The organism is Pseudomonas sp. F1_0610, assembly GCF_047470865.1.
In the GTDB taxonomy this organism is placed as follows: Bacteria; Pseudomonadota; Gammaproteobacteria; order Pseudomonadales; family Pseudomonadaceae; genus JAZDRH01.
In genome coordinates this window covers 1-15,837 of sequence record NZ_JAZDRH010000021.1, presented here as the reverse complement: position 1 = coordinate 15,837, position 15,837 = coordinate 1, and the positions used below count along the sequence as shown (strand labels likewise).

Annotated in this window: 13 protein-coding genes; 3 read left to right on the top strand and 10 right to left on the bottom strand. The window is 43.1% G+C overall.

Annotated features, from left to right (window positions below):
* Positions 1–162: 162 nt before the first annotated feature.
* Both VQ643_RS11735 and VQ643_RS11730 read left to right on the top strand, forming a co-directional pair.
* Positions 163–453: a phosphodiesterase gene (locus tag VQ643_RS11735; protein WP_414199976.1), complete on the top strand. Its 291-nt coding sequence runs from the start codon at positions 163–165 to the stop codon at positions 451–453.
* An 83-nt stretch (positions 454–536) separates the two neighbouring features.
* Positions 537–1,259: a glycerophosphodiester phosphodiesterase gene (locus VQ643_RS11730; protein ID WP_414199975.1), complete on the top strand. Its 723-nt coding sequence runs from the start codon at positions 537–539 to the stop codon at positions 1,257–1,259.
* 51 nt (positions 1,260–1,310) lie between these two features.
* Here the strand turns inward: VQ643_RS11730 and sthA are convergent, their stop codons facing one another.
* The 10 genes from sthA to VQ643_RS11680 all read right to left on the bottom strand — a co-directional run bounded on the left by sthA (position 1,311) and on the right by VQ643_RS11680 (position 11,594).
* Positions 1,311–2,702, bottom strand: a complete 1,392-nt coding sequence (gene sthA, locus VQ643_RS11725; protein WP_414199974.1) for a Si-specific NAD(P)(+) transhydrogenase — start codon at positions 2,700–2,702, stop codon at positions 1,311–1,313.
* Between the two features lie 57 nt (positions 2,703–2,759).
* Positions 2,760–3,005, bottom strand: coding sequence for a (Na+)-NQR maturation NqrM (gene nqrM / locus VQ643_RS11720; RefSeq protein WP_414199973.1), 246 nt, complete (start codon positions 3,003–3,005; stop codon positions 2,760–2,762).
* The gene (locus tag VQ643_RS11715) at positions 2,998–4,023 is read right to left on the bottom strand and encodes an FAD:protein FMN transferase (RefSeq protein WP_414199972.1); all 1,026 of its coding nucleotides are present in this window, start codon (positions 4,021–4,023) and stop codon (positions 2,998–3,000) included. The genes nqrM and VQ643_RS11715 overlap by 8 nt, the downstream gene beginning before the upstream one ends.
* 3 nt (positions 4,024–4,026) lie before the next feature.
* Positions 4,027–5,253: an NADH:ubiquinone reductase (Na(+)-transporting) subunit F gene (nqrF, locus tag VQ643_RS11710; RefSeq protein WP_414199971.1), complete on the bottom strand. Its 1,227-nt coding sequence runs from the start codon at positions 5,251–5,253 to the stop codon at positions 4,027–4,029.
* A 10-nt stretch (positions 5,254–5,263) separates the two neighbouring features.
* On the bottom strand, positions 5,264–5,872 hold the full coding sequence (nqrE, locus tag VQ643_RS11705; protein WP_414199970.1) for an NADH:ubiquinone reductase (Na(+)-transporting) subunit E: 609 nt from the start codon (positions 5,870–5,872) through the stop codon (positions 5,264–5,266).
* Complete coding sequence (locus VQ643_RS11700) at positions 5,872–6,540, bottom strand: NADH:ubiquinone reductase (Na(+)-transporting) subunit D (RefSeq protein ID WP_414199969.1); 669 nt, start codon at positions 6,538–6,540, stop codon at positions 5,872–5,874. The genes nqrE and VQ643_RS11700 overlap by 1 nt, the downstream gene beginning before the upstream one ends.
* Before the next feature lie 2 nt (positions 6,541–6,542).
* The gene (locus tag VQ643_RS11695) at positions 6,543–7,328 is read right to left on the bottom strand and encodes a Na(+)-translocating NADH-quinone reductase subunit C (protein ID WP_414199968.1); all 786 of its coding nucleotides are present in this window, start codon (positions 7,326–7,328) and stop codon (positions 6,543–6,545) included.
* Entirely contained in the window at positions 7,321–8,532 is a 1,212-nt protein-coding gene (locus VQ643_RS11690) for an NADH:ubiquinone reductase (Na(+)-transporting) subunit B (protein WP_414199967.1), read from the bottom strand. The genes VQ643_RS11695 and VQ643_RS11690 overlap by 8 nt, the downstream gene beginning before the upstream one ends.
* 3 nt (positions 8,533–8,535) lie before the next feature.
* Positions 8,536–9,876 carry a Na(+)-translocating NADH-quinone reductase subunit A gene (locus VQ643_RS11685; protein WP_414199966.1) on the bottom strand — a complete coding sequence of 447 codons (1,341 nt, stop codon included), beginning with the start codon at positions 9,874–9,876 and terminating at the stop codon, positions 8,536–8,538.
* 269 nt (positions 9,877–10,145) lie between these two features.
* A complete protein-coding gene (locus tag VQ643_RS11680) occupies positions 10,146–11,594 on the bottom strand; it encodes a glyceraldehyde-3-phosphate dehydrogenase (protein ID WP_414199965.1) in 1,449 nt (482 codons plus the stop codon).
* A 168-nt stretch (positions 11,595–11,762) separates the two neighbouring features.
* Here VQ643_RS11680 and mfd point away from each other — a divergent pair, with 168 nt between their 5' ends.
* Positions 11,763–15,203 (top strand): transcription-repair coupling factor, encoded by a 3,441-nt coding sequence (mfd, locus tag VQ643_RS11675; RefSeq protein WP_414199964.1) that lies wholly within the window; start codon positions 11,763–11,765, stop codon positions 15,201–15,203.
* Positions 15,204–15,837: the final 634 nt, after the last annotated feature.

Here is a 15,837-nt window from a genome sequence, read left to right as displayed (position 1 = left end):
CAAACACCTTAAAAGTGCTCATTCAGACTACAGCTTTAGTTAGCAGTTCACATAGCTGAATGAAGGAAAAGCAGCATACTAGCTGATTCCCCCATAAAGCGCATTAAGATCAATATGCCAATGCCACAGTTTCGTTAAATTATTTTTATTTGGAGCTTAATTATGTTAATTCTACGCTGTTTATTCCTGACTTTATTGTTTCTAAGCACAGCTAGTATTGCACAAACCATTGTTATTCCTTTGTCTGAACAAGGCCAACAACAGATATCCGTGCCTAAACGTGGTATGCATCTAAATGCGGTGGTGCGCCACTTTGGTGAGCCTAAAAAACGCCATCCTGCTGTAGGCCAACCTGCTATTACACGCTGGGACTATGCTGACTTTTCAGTTTACTTTCAAGGCGAGCAGGTAGTACACAGCGTAAAAAATCATACGCCAACACAAACACCTTAAATTTGATTTATTTTTAAAGCCTATTGCTATTTTTATAAAGCAGGTTAAATCTAATAGAGGTTTTCCTTATTTTGAGTCTTATTATGCCCTTGATCTATGGTCATCGCGGCGCACGTGGTAAAGCGCCTGAAAATACGCTGGCAAGTTTTCAATACTGTTTAAACGCAGGCGTTAAGCGCTGCGAGCTAGATCTTCATTTGTCCAAAGACAATCAATTAATGGTTATTCATGACACCACATTAAAGCGCACCACAGGACGCAGTGGACGGGTAAATCATTACACAAAAGAGGAGCTTGTTCAGTTTGATGCACGCCGTAATACACCTAGCTGGAATAGCCCTTGCCCCATTCCTAGCCTTGAAGAACTTTTGCAAAAATGCCCTTTTGAGCATTGGCAGTTAGAAGTAAAAAGCGCATCAAAAAAGCGCGCAGAAAGCACGGTGAAAGCCTTAATTGAGTTAATTTCGCGCCATCAAATGCAGACAAAGGTGACCATCACCACAAGTTCACGCGCTATCTTAAAAGCACTCAATAAATTGGCGCCTACTTATAGTAAAGGCTTTGTTGCAGAATGGGCTTGGCTAGATCCTATCAAAGTAGCCAAAAGTTATAACTGTCAATTTTTAGTTTTAAACTGGACGCTATGTACCGAGGCGCGCTTGAGAAAAGCGCAAGAACAAGGATTACATGTTTCTGTATGGACAGTTAACGAGCCGAACTTAATGTTACGACTCGCTAACATGCAGGTGGACAGCCTGATTACAGACTTTCCCGATTTGGCCAAGACCACGCTCGAGAATTGCTAAAGCGCTCTTCTAGCGCTGCCCCAACCGACTCAGGCAACCGGCCGGAGCCGCTTAAAAAAGACGGTTTAAACCATCATAAGCGGCTACGCGGTAGGCCTCAGCCATGGTTGGGTAGTTAAAGGTAGTGTTAATAAAATAACGAATGGTATTTAACTCACCAGGTTGATTCATAATAGCTTGGCCAATATGAACAATCTCAGAGGCTTGATAACCAAAGCAATGTACACCCAATAGTGCTAAGGTTTCACGGTGGAATAGGATTTTCAACATGCCCACTGGCTCGTTGGAAATCTGCGCCCGTGCCATTCCTTTAAAGAACGCCTTGCCTACCTCATACGGAATTTTTGCTTGGGTTAGCTCACGCTCTGTCTTACCTAATGAGCTAATCTCAGGAATAGTGTAAATGCCTGTTGGAACATCATCTACAAAGTGCCATGAGTTATTATCTAGAATATTGCCTGCTGCAGAACGACCTTGATCATAAGCAGCACTGGCTAAACTTGGCCAACCAATGACATCACCAGCAGCATAAATATTAGGCACAGCCGTTTGATAATGCTCATTCACTTCAACTTGGCCGCGGCTGTTAGCGCTTAAGCCAACATTTTCAAGGCCTAGTTGGTCGGTATTACCTGTTCGACCATTGCACCACAATAAGGCATCCCCTCTTAATTTTTTGCCTGATTTCAAGTGCAGCACAACGCCATTCTCAGTACCTTCAATGCGCTCATATTCTTCGTTATGGCGAATCAAGACATTGCTATTTCGGAGGTGATAGCTTAAAGCATCGGAAATTTCATCATCTAGGAAGTTAAGTAGCTGATCACGCGTATCTACTAAGTCAACCAATACGCCTAAACCGCTAAAAATAGAGGCATACTCACAACCAATAACACCAGCTCCGTAGATAATCATGCGACGTGGTGTATGGCTTAAGTTTAAAATAGTATCGCTGTCATATACTCGAGGATGGCTAAAATCAACATCCGCAGGGCGGTATGGGCGTGAGCCTGTAGCGATAATAATTTGATTCGCTACAAGTTTTTCAACACGGCTAGGGCCAACAACATCAATACTGTGTTCATCAGAAAAACTGGCGGTACCAAAATACACATCAATACGGTTGCGCGCATAGTAGCTTGTACGTGAAGCTACTTGCTTACGTATTACATTTTCAGCACTTTTTAAGACATCTGGAAAAGAGAACCAGCGTGGCTCACCAATTTGACGAAACATAGAGCCTGTATTAAAGCGTAAAATTTGACGCACACTATGACGTAAAGCTTTTGATGGAATAGTTCCTAAATGAGTACTACTACCCCCTACTACGCCTCGACTTTCCACTACTGCTACTTTGCGCCCTGATTTTGCAGCATTCATAGCTGCACCTTCACCCGCAGGGCCTGAACCAATAATTACTACATCGTAGTTGTAAACTGCCATTTCGACTCCTTCACAACGGGTTGCAACGCCCTTATAGCATCACACATCATTATTCAATTAACGCTTACTTGCATCATAAGCTAAATCTTGTGTCGTTTTTGTTTCTTCACGATCACGGTTCACTTCTTCACAGATTTCACGTGAACCACCGCAAATAGAGCATTCTTTTTCAATGCCTAAGGCAGCAATACCACCACATGAACCTGCAATAGGCTTACGTCCTGCCATTACTCCTACAGCCATACCTGCTACAACAAGTAACATTACGGCAAATACGACAATAAATAAGGTAAAACTACTCATGGAGTTCTCCTTGCGCGAACATTGCATCGAACGCACGGGTTGTTTGTATAACAAACTCTTGCTGATCACGCACAATAAATAACGCTGCAATGGCGTGTTGCTCAGCAAATTTAAGCCCTTCTTCTTGGCCTAAGATTAATAATAGCGTAGCTTGTGCATCAGCTTGCATTGTAGCATTAGAAACTACTGTAGCGGTATTATGTGTAATAGGGCTTGCGCTACGGGGATCTATAATATGGGAATAACGCCTTCCTTGCAGCGTTTTGTAGTTTCGATAATCACCTGAGGTTGCAACAGCTAAGTTATTGAGCGGTAAGATTTTGGCAATTATCTGCTTTCCTTCTAAGTTTGGCTGCTCTAATGCAACCTGCCATGCTGAGCCATTCGGTTTATAGCCTTTAGCAAAGGTTTCCCCTGTTACTTCAATGAAATAACTACTAATACCTAACTCATCAAACCGCCTAGCAATACGATCAACTGTAAAACCCGCCGCTAAACTATTAAGGTCAATCTCAACAGCGGCATTCGCTTTACAAAGCTGGTTATTGCGCAAAGAAAGATGCGCCCAACCTGTGTTGTGTTTAGCTTTCGCAATATCAACTAAATTAGGCAGTTCTTGCGTGTTAGAGGAAGGTGCAAAACCCCAAGCGCGTAGCAAAGGCAACAAAGTGATATCGTAAGCACCGCCCGATTGCTGCCCTAAAATAAAGGCATAATTGAGCATGCTTGCCATTTCGTCTTTGATTGGCATGCACTGGTTAGAAGCTAAAGCATTGAAATGTTGAATATCTGAATCAGGTCGGTAAGTAGAGACTTGACGATCCACAGTATCCAAAACGTCTTGCACCGCTACTTTTAACTGCTCAGGGCTAGGTGCAGAAGAATGACGAACATACTTAATGTGATAAGTACTGCCTTGAGCGGGCCCTGTCAGCTCCTCAATAGAGCCGACTGATAAACAGCCAGCTACTATTGAAGTCACTACGGATAGTATCAATGCGGGCAAAACTGCTCGCATGCACTAGCCTCCGAAGTCGTCCAGCAGAATGTTATCGTGCTCAACGCCTAAGTTTTCTAGCATTTTAATCACAGCAGCATTCATCATTGGAGGTCCACACATATAGAACTCACAATCTTCAGGTGCCACATGATCTTTTAGGTAGTTTTCATAAAGCACGTTATGAATAAAACCTGTAGGCCCTGTCCAGTTATCTTCAGGTAACGGGTCAGAGAGTGCTAAATGCCAAGTAAAGTTTGGATTTTCTTCCGCTAGCTTATTAAACTCCTCAACGTAGAAAGCTTCTCGCAATGAGCGAGCACCATACCAGAAGCTAATTTTACGCGTGGAGTTCAAACGCTTGAGTTGGTCGAAAATATGCGAACGCATAGGTGCCATACCTGCACCACCACCTACAAACACCATTTCAGCTTCGGTATCTTTTGCGAAGAACTCACCAAATGGGCCATAGACAGTGATTTTGTCGCCCTCTTTCAAACTAAACACGAAAGAAGACATTTGACCAGCGGGCAAATCATCACGTCCTGGAGGCGGTGTTGCAATACGAATATTGAACTTCACAATGCCACGTTCTTCAGGATAGTTCGCCATAGAATAAGCACGAATAACAGGTTCAGTTACCTTAGAGCTGTAACGCCAGATATTGAACTTATCCCAATCGGCATGAAATTCTGGCTGAATATCGAAGTCTTTATAGTGCACTTCATGTGGCGGGCACTCTAACTGTACGTAACCACCTGCACGAAAGTTTACGTTTTCACCTTCAGGTAAACGTAAGGTTAGCTCCTTAATAAAGGTTGCTACGTTTGGGTTAGACTCAACGGTACATTCCCATTTTTTAACACCAAACACACTTTCTTCAACTTCAATTTCCATATCTTGCTTAACAGCAACCTGGCAAGATAAACGCCAGCCATCGCGGGCATCGCGCTTAGTAAAGTGTGATTCTTCAGTAGGTAGCATTTCACCACCACCACTTTCAACCACACACTTACACTGTGCGCAAGTACCACCGCCGCCACAAGCGGATGATAGAAATACGTTGTTGGAAGCTAAGGTTTGCAATAACTTGCCACCGGCTGGAACAGTCAGTTTGCGCTCACCATTAATAGTAATGGTAACATCGCCACTGCTAACTAGCTTCGCGCGCGCTACAAGGATCATCACTACTAACGCCAAAACGATAGCAGTAAACATTCCGATAGCGAGTAATAATTCTGATGTAAACACTCGCTCCTCCTTACAGTTGTACGCCTGAGAATGACATAAAGCCCAGTGACATAAGACCAATAGTGATAAAGGTAATGCCTAAGCCTTGTAAACCTTTTGGTACATCGCTGTATTTTAGTTTTTCACGAATAGCTGCCAGTAACGCAATCGCTAATGCCCAAGAGAAACCCGAGCCAAAACCATACACAACGCTTTCACCAAAGTTGTAGTCACGCTCCACCATGAACAAAGTACCCCCCATGATTGCGCAGTTTACGGTAATCAATGGAAGGAACACGCCCAGTGCGTTATATAGGGAAGGAACGTATTTATCTAAAAGCATTTCTAGAATCTGAACGATAGCGGCAATAACACCGATATAGCTCAAGAAACCTAAAAAGCTCAAATCAACATCAGGCAAACCAGCCCAAGCTAAAGCACCATCTTTTAGTAAATAGGTGTAAAGCAAGTTATTCGCCGGCACCGTAATCGCTTGTACAACAACTACCGCAATACCTAGACCAATTGCTGTTTCTACTTTCTTGGAAATAGCAATGAAAGTACACATGCCTAGGAAGAAGGCTAAGGCCATGTTTTCAACGAAAACAGCTTTAGCCAATAGGCTTAAATAATGTTCCATTAGTAAGCCTCCTTATCTTGCACTTGTGGTGCAATAACAAACTGAGCTTCTTCTTGTTGTTCTTTGCGCCACATACGTAAGCCCCAAATAATCAACCCAATTAAGAAGAAGGCTGAAGGTGGTAATAACAACATACCGTTTGGAATATACCAACCACCATCATTCACGGTTGGCAAAATGGTGTAACCCAGTAACTTGCCTGAACCTAATAGCTCACGAATGACGCCGAGCACAATCAACATAACGCTATAGCCTAAACCATTACCAATACCGTCAAAAAATGACAATACAGGTGGGTTTGACATCGCAAATGCTTCTGCACGACCCATTACAATACAGTTGGTAATAATCAGTCCAACGAATACAGAAAGCTGTTTAGACAGCGAATACGCATAAGCCTTCAAGCATTGGTCAACGACAATTACTAGGGATGCGATGATAACCATTTGCACAATCATACGAATTGAGCTTGGAATCTGTGAGCGCACCATAGAAATAAACATGCTAGAAAATGCAGTTACCAAGGTTAAGGCAATTGACATTACTAACGCAGTTTTTAAGTTAGAGGTAACCGCTAGTGCTGAACAGATACCAAGAATCTGTAAACCAATAGGGTTATTACTAAAAATAGGATCAAAAAGAACCTGTTTGATTGTTGGCTTAGACATGATTAAGCCTCCCCTGCGCGCAGATTTTTAATGAACTTGCCAAAGGCATTTTCACCTAACCAGAAATCAACAAGGTGGCCAACACCATTGCTCGTTAGGGTCGCACCTGCAAGACCATCTACTTGGGTTTGTGCTTTAGCTGGGTCAATACCGCCTTTCACTACTTTCAATGCCACAGCGTTGTTAGCGTCATAAACCGTTTTACCTACCCATTGTGCTTTCCATTTTGGATTATCAACTTCACCACCAAGACCTGGTGTTTCACCTTGTTGATAGAAACCAAAACCAGCCACTGTTTTTAGGTCGCCTTTAAGCGCCATAAAGCCATACATAGTTGACCATAAACCGTAGCCACGTACAGGAATCACAATAGTATCTAGCTGCTCGCCTGTTTTGACTAAGTACACAGTACTGTAGTTTTCACGACGCTTAATAGAGGCAATATCTTCTTGTGAAGTAAGTGCTTTTGACAATTGCGGATCTTTAGCTGCTACCAAAGCATCAAAACTTTGCACATCAAATTTATCATCAACAAACTTGCCAGCATCTAAATCAACAATGCGTGCTTCAATACGTTCAGCGAAGATTTTTTTCACCTCAGCACTACTTACTGAGGCATCGGCTAAACCTGCAATCATTAAGATGCTACGTTGTTTATCAACTAAGCGGTTTTCTGTTTGTACAGGACGCAGCGCAATAGCGGCACCAGCAACGAATACTGAGCACACCAAGCACATGACTAATGCCGTAATGATCGTGCGTGAAGTAGACTCTTTTTGACTAGACATTGCGTGCCAGCCTCCGTTTGATATTTGCTTGCGTTACAAAGTGATCAATCAAAGGTGCGCATAGGTTAGCAAAGAGAATCGCTAACATCATACCTTCTGGGAATGCAGGGTTAACCACGCGGATTAACACAACCATCACGCCAATTAATGCACCAAAGAACCACTTACCTGTATTAGTCATAGCTGCAGACACTGGGTCGGTAGCCATGAAAATCATACCAAACGCAAAACCGCCCATCACCAAATGCCAGTACCAAGGTACAGAGAACATTGGATTGGTTTCTGAGCCAATAAAATTAAACAGAGTGCTTAAGGCAATCATGCCTAGCATTACGCCGGCAACAATACGCCATGACGCAATTTTCATAATCATCAGCACTGCACCACCAATGAAGATAGCAATAGTACTTACTTCACCAATAGAGCCCTGCTTAATGCCAATAAAGGCGCTCAACCATGTTGTGCCTTGGTTCATCACTTCTGTAATACCACCTGCTGCAGCAATGCTTAGATTGGTAGCACCAGCAAAGCCATCCACAGCAGTCCAAACAGCATCACCAGAAATTTGCGCTGGATAAGCGAAGAATAAGAATGCACGACCCACTAAGGCAGGGTTTAAGAAGTTTTTACCTGTGCCACCAAATACTTCTTTACCAATCACTACACCAAAGCTAATGCCTAACGCAACTTGCCATAAAGGAATGCTTGGTGGAACGATAAGAGAGAAAAGTACCGAGGTAACGAAGAAACCTTCGTTGACTTCATGCTTGCGCACCATGGCAAACATCACTTCCCAGAAACCACCAACTACGAAGGTCACCATATAAATGGGAACGTAATAGGTAGCGCCTTGTACTAGGTTATGCCAGATATTACCTGCATCAAAACCTGCTAATAGTGCAGTTAATGCCATACGCCAGCCTGTTGCTGACTGCAATAGCTCTGGGTTAGCTTGGAAAACCAAGTTGGCCTGATAACCTACGTTCCACATACCAAAGAACATAGCAGGGAAAGTACATAACCATACAGTTGTCATCATACGTTTGAGGTCAATGCCGTCACGTACGTGCGCAGTAGTTTTAGTTACGCTACCTGGTTTGTATAGAAAAGTATCAATGGCTTCATAAAGCGCATACCACTTTTCTAACTTACCGCCCTTCTCGAAATGATGGGCGATTTTGTCTAAAAATGCACGAAGACCCATAGCTTAGCCCTCCAACTCAATGCGCGTTAAGTTATCCCGCAGAATCGGGCCGTACTCATACTTACCCGCACAAACAAATGTGCACAATGCTAAGTCTTCTTCATCTAACTCTAAGCAACCTAGCTTTTGTGCCATATCTGTATCTGCTACAGCTAAGGAGCGTAAGAGTTGCGTTGGAAGAATATCTAACGGCATAACACGCTCATAGTTGCCAAATGGCACCATGGCGCGAGGACTTCCGTTAGTGGTTGTCGTGAAGTCAAACTTCTTGCTGCCAAAAAGCTTAGAAATGTACACATTCATGACAGAGAATTTATTTACGCCCAAACGCAAATAGTGCAGCATTTCACGGTGCGTACCTTCTTCTAAGCAAGACACTTGCACATGGTAACGACCTAAGAAATCACAGGAGTTACGCGCTGTACGTCCGCCAAAAACTGAGCCAGAGATAACTCGATTTGTTTTATCGGCATTTAACTCATTGGCGGTCAGATCAGATAAATTGGCGCCCACACGAGTACGCAACAAACGAGGTTTATTAACGACAGGCCCTGCTAATGCAACAACGCGCTCAGTCCAGAGTTGGCCAGTAGTGAACAACTTACCAATGGCGATAACATCTTGATAGCCCACATGCCATACAGTTTTAGAGGCGCTGACAGGATCCAGAAAATGAATATGCGTACCTACCAAGCCAGCTGGGTGCGGGCCTGAGAAGGTTTCAGTTGTAAGATTAGCAATCTGCGTTGTAGGAAGTGTGCTTTCTGGCGCTTTACAAACAAACAACTTACCTAAGCGACTGAGTACAGTAAGACCATGTTCAAAGTCTTGAGCATACTCATTGATAATAACACTAGGATCAGCAGCAAGTGGATTACTATCCATGACGCTAATAAAAATCGAATGAGGTTTTGCATCTACTGCTGGCACTTTGCTGTAAGGACGCGTACGAATGGCCGTCCACAAGCCTGAGTTTTGTAAGTTTTGGCGAATTTTGTCTTCGCTTAAACTGGCTAACTCAGTTGCTGGATATTGAGCAAAGGTAATTTGATCATCACCTTCTAACTCAATCACCACCGATTGAAGCACACGTCTATCGCCACGGTTAACTGCCTTTACTACACCACTTGCAGGTGATGTATATATAACCCCAGGCGTTTTCTTATCAGAGAACAAAGTTTGACCTAGTTTTACTCGGTCGCCCTCTGTCACCTCCATCGTCGGCTTCATACCAATGTAGTCGAAGCCTATGACAGCAACAGAGCGAACTGGATTAGCGGTTTCAATCCGCTGCTCCGGTGCACCTGTTATGGGCAAATCTAGCCCACGTTTGATTTTAATCATAGGGTTGCCTAACCACGATTTGTAAGTCGTTAATTTATTGAAGCACGAAACCGCCATAAAAGGCGGTCCGTAATATGCCAAAGCATCACTTCAACGTGAATAATTTTAATCCCGTCAATTATAGAGACTAGTGACCACTTAGTGCTACCCAAATACTTGAATTACTACGTTTGGCTAATACTTTTTGCCTAAATTAATGACTTCATACCATAAAAAACGAGGGCGTTATGCCCTCGTCTTATAAAAAGGTAGTAGTTTAACTACATCACCTATTTTGGGAATGAAGGTGGGTTTACACCTGCCACATCCTCAGCAACACGAACAACCTGACAGCTATAGCCGTATTCGTTGTCATACCATACGTATAAAATTACGCGATTATCGTTGCAAATAGTTGCCTGTGCATCAACCACACCGGCATGGCGTGAGCCAACAAAGTCAGTTGAAACCACTTCTGGCGAGCACACATAGTCAATTTGTTTTTGCAAATTAGAGTGCATTGCTATTTGACGCAAGTACTCGTTAACTTCTTCACGCGTAGTGCTCTTTTCTAAGTTCAAACTTAGAATAGCCATAGATACGTTCGGTGTAGGCACACGAATAGCGTTACCTGTTAACTTGCCTTTTAAGCTTGGCAGCGCCTTAGCGGCTGCAGTAGCTGCACCTGTTTCAGTTAATACCATGTTGAGTGTGGCGGCACGACCACGACGACTGCCTTTATGGAAGTTATCAATCAGGTTTTGGTCATTGGTAAAGGAGTGCACTGTTTCAACGTGACCATTAACAATGCCAAACTTATCACCAATAGCTTTAAGCACTGGGACAATAGCGTTAGTGGTGCATGAGGCTGCTGAAATGATCTTGTCATCCGCACTGATAATGTCATGGTTAACACCATGTACAATATTTTTCAGATCACCTTTGCCAGGTGCAGTCAAAATCACACGACCAATGCCGGCGCATTGTAAATGTTGGCTTAAGCCAGCCTCATCACGCCATTTGCCTGTATTGTCAATTAACAATGCATCATGAATGCCATACTTAGTGTAATCAACCGTGGTCGGATCATTAGAGTAGATTACCTGAATCAGGTTACCATTCACGTCTAATGTGTTGTTTTCTTCGTCAGCAATAATGGTGCCATCAAAGGTGCCGTGCACAGAGTCACGACGCAATAAGCTAGCACGCTTAGCCAGGTCATCATCAGAACCTTTACGCACGACAATCGCACGCAAACGTAAACCTTCACCACCGCCGGTTTTACTAATAAGAATACGTGCCAATAAGCGTCCAATACGACCAAAACCATAAAGCACAACGTCTTTACCTGGTTTTTTCTCGCTTGATTTTTGCCCCACAACATCAGCCAACTGCGCTTTAACAAAGTCTTCTAAGCTTTGGCCATTACCTTCTTTTTTAAACTTAACCGCTAACTTACCGATATCAACAGAAGCTGGGCCTAGATTTAGCTCGGACATTGCCTTTAATACAGGGTAAGTATCCTGCACAGACAAACCACTGCCTTCACCTACACGGTGACGCGCAAAACGGTGAGCTTTTAAAATGGCAATAACTGAACGGTTAATTAAACCGCGACCATAAATAGAAGTAATCACATTGTTGTTGCGATACAGCTGGCCAACTAGAGGAATCATCGCCTCTGCTAAGGCTTCGCGCTCGATCCAATCGCCGAGGCACTGGTCAGTTTGTTGAGTCACAAGCAATACCTATTTTCTGTAGGGTAGTTAAAAAGTCACTACATTATCGACTGAGTTCAAAGAAGCATCAAGCAATAATGCAAATACTTGCAAGTATACATCATACTAGCGGGCAAAAGATCAGCTGGTTACAATCACCCTTTCATTTATCAACGCAAAGAATTTCTCGTGTCTGTATTAGTACTACCTAAAATACCCAACACCGCTGGCAAACAAGCGTGGGGCAGCCTATATGGTGCTGCGCGTGGTCTTGCTATTGCACAAGCAGCAAGCGCAAGCCAACGCTTAACATTACTCTTAACCGACACCAGCCAAAACGCTGAACGATTAAAGGAAGAGCTTACTTTCTTTGCTCCTGATCTACCTGTACTGCATTTTCCCGACTGGGAAACCTTACCTTATGATGTGTTTTCACCACATCAAGATATTATTTCCCAACGTATCTCAGCACTCTATCAACTGCCAAGCTTAACCCATGGTGTACTCATTGTTCCTATCAATACTGCCTTACACCGCCTAGCTCCGAAAAGCTTTATTCTAGGTTCTAGCTTGGTGCTTGATATAGGACAGAAAATCAATGTTGAGCAAATGCGCATTCAGTTGCAGTCCGCTGGTTATAACTGCGTAGAAACAGTTTATGAGCATGGTGAGTTTGCTATCCGCGGTGCGTTGATTGACCTGTTTCCTATGGGCAGTGATCTTCCCTATCGCATCGATCTATTTGACGATGAAATTGAAACACTGCGTACCTTTGACCCAGAAACACAACGCTCAATTGATAAAGTAGCCTCTATTCGTTTACTGCCTGCCCGCGAATTCCCTCTTACCAAAGAAGCTATTGCAGGTTTTAGGGCACGTTTTCGTGAGCATTTTGATGTTGATTTTCGTCGCTGCCCTATCTATCAAGACTTATCTACAGGCATTACACCGGCGGGCATCGAATCTTACTTACCGCTGTTCTTTGAAGAAACGGCGACGCTATTTGATTATCTACCTGATAACACACAGGTATTCGCCTTACCGGCTATTGAGCAATCAGCTGAGCAGTTTTGGTTAGATGCTAGAACACGCTATGAAGATCGTCGTTATGACAATGAACGCCCCATTGTAGCGCCTGCGGATATTTTTGTTCCTGTTGAAGAGTTTTTTGCCAAGCTGAAAAGCTGGCTGCGCATCACCTTAGTACAAGATGCGCTAGAAACTGGGGCAGGAAAAAACACCTTAGCGGCCTACTCTTTGCCTAGCTTGATGATTGAAGCGCGTGCTGCAGAGCCTATGTCAGCCGTACGCCAATTTATCGAACAGTTTTCTGGACGTATTTTATTCACAGCTGAAACCGCAGGGCGCCGTGAAGTTCTATTGGAGCTTTTAGCTCGAATTAAATTAAAACCCATTGAAGTTAGCGATTGGCAAAGCTTCTTAAATGAACCGTCGCGCATTGCAATTAGCCTAGCGCCACTCTCTGATGGCATGCAATTAGATAACATAGCGGTTATTCCGGAAAGCAGCCTGCTTGGACAGCGCATGACACAACGACGTAAACGCAACAGCAAAGCTAATGAGAATTATCATAACGACCAGGTCGTTCGCAATTTAACCGAGCTACACGAAGGCTCTCCTGTTGTGCACATTGACCACGGTGTAGGCCGTTATTTAGGATTAACTACGCTAGAGATTGAAGAGCAAAAAACAGAGTTTCTCTTATTAGAATATGCTGATCAGGCCAAGCTCTATGTTCCCGTATCCAACCTGCATTTAATTGCACGCTACAGCGGTAGTGATGATAACAACGCCCCCCTTCATCGCTTAGGTTCTGAGCAGTGGCAAAAAGCCAAACGCAAAGCCGCCGAACAAGTACGCGATGTTGCTGCTGAATTACTAGATATTTACGCCCGTCGTGCGGCTCGCGAAGGCTTTGCCTTTAGCGATCCTGGTGCCGATTATGCAACCTTTAGCGCCGCCTTTCCTTATGAAGAAACTACTGACCAGCTAACCGCTATTGACGCTGTGCGCCATGACATGCTAGCTGGCAAACCTATGGATCGCTTAATTTGTGGTGATGTTGGTTTTGGCAAAACTGAAGTAGCCATGCGTGCAGCCTTTATTGCAGTACAAAGCGGCAAACAAGTTGCTGTATTGGTGCCTACAACACTGCTAGCACAACAGCACTACAACAGTTTTCGTGACCGTTTTGCCGACTGGCCAGTAAAAGTTGAAGTTATGAGTCGCTTTAAAACAGCCAAAGAAATTAAGCAGGCTACTGACGACTTAGCTGAAGGCAAAGTCGATATATTGATTGGCACACACAAATTACTGCAAGGGGATGTGAAATTCAGCAACCTTGGCTTGGTTATTATTGATGAGGAACATCGTTTTGGTGTTCGCCAGAAAGAACAACTAAAAGCGCTACGTAGTGAAGTTGATATTCTCACGCTAACTGCCACCCCAATTCCACGCACATTGAATATGGCATTTGCAGGCATGCGTGACCTCTCAATTATTGCCACCCCTCCTGCTCGTCGTTTATCAGTACGCACCTTTGTAATGCAACGCCAAGATGCCATCGTAAAAGAGGCTCTACTTCGCGAGCTACTACGTGGAGGCCAAGTTTACTTCCTCCACAATGATGTAAAAACCATTGAAAAATGCGCCCAAGAGTTGGCCGAGTTAGTGCCAGAAGCGCGTATTGGTATAGGTCACGGCCAAATGCGCGAGCGCGAACTAGAACAAGTGATGAACGACTTTTATCACAAACGTTTCAATGTGTTAGTAGCCACCACCATTATTGAAACAGGCATTGATGTGCCAAGCGCCAATACTATTATTATTGATCGCGCAGACAAGTTCGGCTTAGCTCAGTTGCACCAATTACGCGGACGTGTTGGTCGCAGCCACCACCAAGCCTATGCTTATCTTCTAACACCTCCACCTAAACAAATGACTGAGGACGCGCAAAAACGCCTAGAAGCCATTGCGAACGCACAAGATCTAGGTGCAGGCTTTGTATTGGCCACACATGACCTAGAAATTCGTGGCGCAGGCGAGCTTTTAGGTGATGACCAAAGTGGTGAAATTCAAGCGATTGGCTTCACCCTTTATATGGAAATGCTAGAACAAGCAGTCAAAGCGATTCAAAGCGGCAAACAACCTGACCTTGATAAGCCATTAAGTACAGGCACCGAAGTTAACCTTAATATGCCATGTTTAATCCCTGATGAGTATCTACCTGACGTTCACGCTCGCCTTGTTTTGTACAAACGTATTGCTTCTGCTAAAAACGAAGAAGAACTGAAAGATTTACAAGTAGAAATGATTGACCGTTTTGGGTTACTTCCTGATTCAACCAAAGCGCTTATCCGCCAAACTGAAATTAAACTTGCCGCCGAAAAACTAGGTATTTTAAAAGTAGATGCGAATAATTTTGGTGGAAAATTAGAGTTTGCAGCAGATACCCCTGTAGACCCAATGAAACTTATTAAACTTATCCAAACTCAACCGAAAAAATATAAATTTGAAGGCGCCACAGTCTTTAAATTCCAAGCACCAATGGATGACAGCAAAGCACGCTTAAATACTGTAGAAGCCTTACTTGAGCAACTGGCTAAATAAATGTGGGCTAAGCAACTTATCAACTTGGGCCGAATTCCTAACCAAAACTTGGAGGAGGACGGCCCTGAAATACAGAGCCTAGCTCAAACCTATCAGAAAATTATAGATAGCTTGCCAGAGCCATTACCCATAGCCCTAGGTTGGCTTCTAATGAATAACATACCTAGTGTAAAGTTTTATGATATAGAGTGAATTATTTGCTTTAAAATTGAATCTATTGAACTAACTAACAAACGCATCATTGAAGAGTATACTAAACTTATTAATAGCTGCCCTAATAATGAAATAAAAGAATTTCTTATTGCGGGTTTTGAAAACTGGATAGAACAAAAAAGCAGTAAATAAAAACTCAGATGGCATATAAAATTCAACATGTATTGAAATGCCCTGCATTACTTTAAAAGCAGGGCAGATAGCTCAAAAAAATCTCTATATCCATGGCGAAAACATATACTCTATATTAGTAAAGATTTTATAAAAAGCAGAAACTAAATACAGAAGAGGCTTTCTCTTGCAGTATATACAGCCAAATAATTTAATTTAAGATACTCATCACTTTATTAAACGAAGATAGCACTCAAAAAGCTATACAATTAATTAATAAATTAAAAATCATGATTACCATCATTACAAT

Coding starts and splice junctions, on each gene's coding strand:
- VQ643_RS11735 (WP_414199976.1), top strand. CDS start 163: ATGTTAATTCTACGCTGTTTATTCCTGACTTTATTGTTTCTAAGCACA.
- VQ643_RS11695 (WP_414199968.1), bottom strand. CDS start 7,328: ATGTCTAGTCAAAAAGAGTCTACTTCACGCACGATCATTACGGCATTA.
- sthA (WP_414199974.1), bottom strand. CDS start 2,702: ATGGCAGTTTACAACTACGATGTAGTAATTATTGGTTCAGGCCCTGCG.
- VQ643_RS11700 (WP_414199969.1), bottom strand. CDS start 6,540: ATGTCTAAGCCAACAATCAAACAGGTTCTTTTTGATCCTATTTTTAGT.
- nqrE (WP_414199970.1), bottom strand. CDS start 5,872: ATGGAACATTATTTAAGCCTATTGGCTAAAGCTGTTTTCGTTGAAAAC.
- VQ643_RS11685 (WP_414199966.1), bottom strand. CDS start 9,876: ATGATTAAAATCAAACGTGGGCTAGATTTGCCCATAACAGGTGCACCG.
- VQ643_RS11690 (WP_414199967.1), bottom strand. CDS start 8,532: ATGGGTCTTCGTGCATTTTTAGACAAAATCGCCCATCATTTCGAGAAG.
- nqrM (WP_414199973.1), bottom strand. CDS start 3,005: ATGAGTAGTTTTACCTTATTTATTGTCGTATTTGCCGTAATGTTACTT.
- VQ643_RS11730 (WP_414199975.1), top strand. CDS start 537: ATGCCCTTGATCTATGGTCATCGCGGCGCACGTGGTAAAGCGCCTGAA.
- VQ643_RS11715 (WP_414199972.1), bottom strand. CDS start 4,023: ATGCGAGCAGTTTTGCCCGCATTGATACTATCCGTAGTGACTTCAATA.